Source organism: Aquimarina sp. U1-2 (genome assembly GCF_017897595.1).
Lineage (GTDB): Bacteria > Bacteroidota > Bacteroidia > Flavobacteriales > Flavobacteriaceae > Aquimarina.
Genome location: NZ_JAGKIK010000126.1, coordinates 1 through 344, shown reverse-complemented (window position 1 = coordinate 344; position 344 = coordinate 1). Strand labels below are relative to the sequence as shown.

The 344-nt window shown below is 32.8% G+C and carries 1 protein-coding gene; it reads left to right on the top strand.

The window, feature by feature from the left end; genetic code table 11:
- A partial coding sequence (locus tag J8281_RS19330; protein ID WP_210199272.1) for a hypothetical protein occupies positions 1-344 on the top strand: 344 nt, incomplete at both ends.

Sequence of the window (344 nt, the reverse complement as noted above, 5' to 3'; positions counted from 1 at the left end):
GAATTATTGATGATGACCAAAATTAAAAACCACCCAAAAATTAAGAAGATTAAAATTAAGTTTCTGATTGAGGCTGTTTTGCTATTTATTTTTTCAGCAGTTTATTATACTGGCTTTGACGGTGCGGACAAACCGCTGTGGGCTAATGTTTTTTTAATCGTAAGTGCAATCGGATATATCATCGCTCGCTTTGTTGGATGGTATGTCTTGCAAAATCCGTTAAAAGATGACAACCTTAAAAAGTCTCTTATTCATTTTCAAAATAAATTAAACCAAGTGGCTTTCTCAATTCTGTTTTCTGCATTTTTATTTGGCTCAGCATTCATCTCATTTTTCACATCATC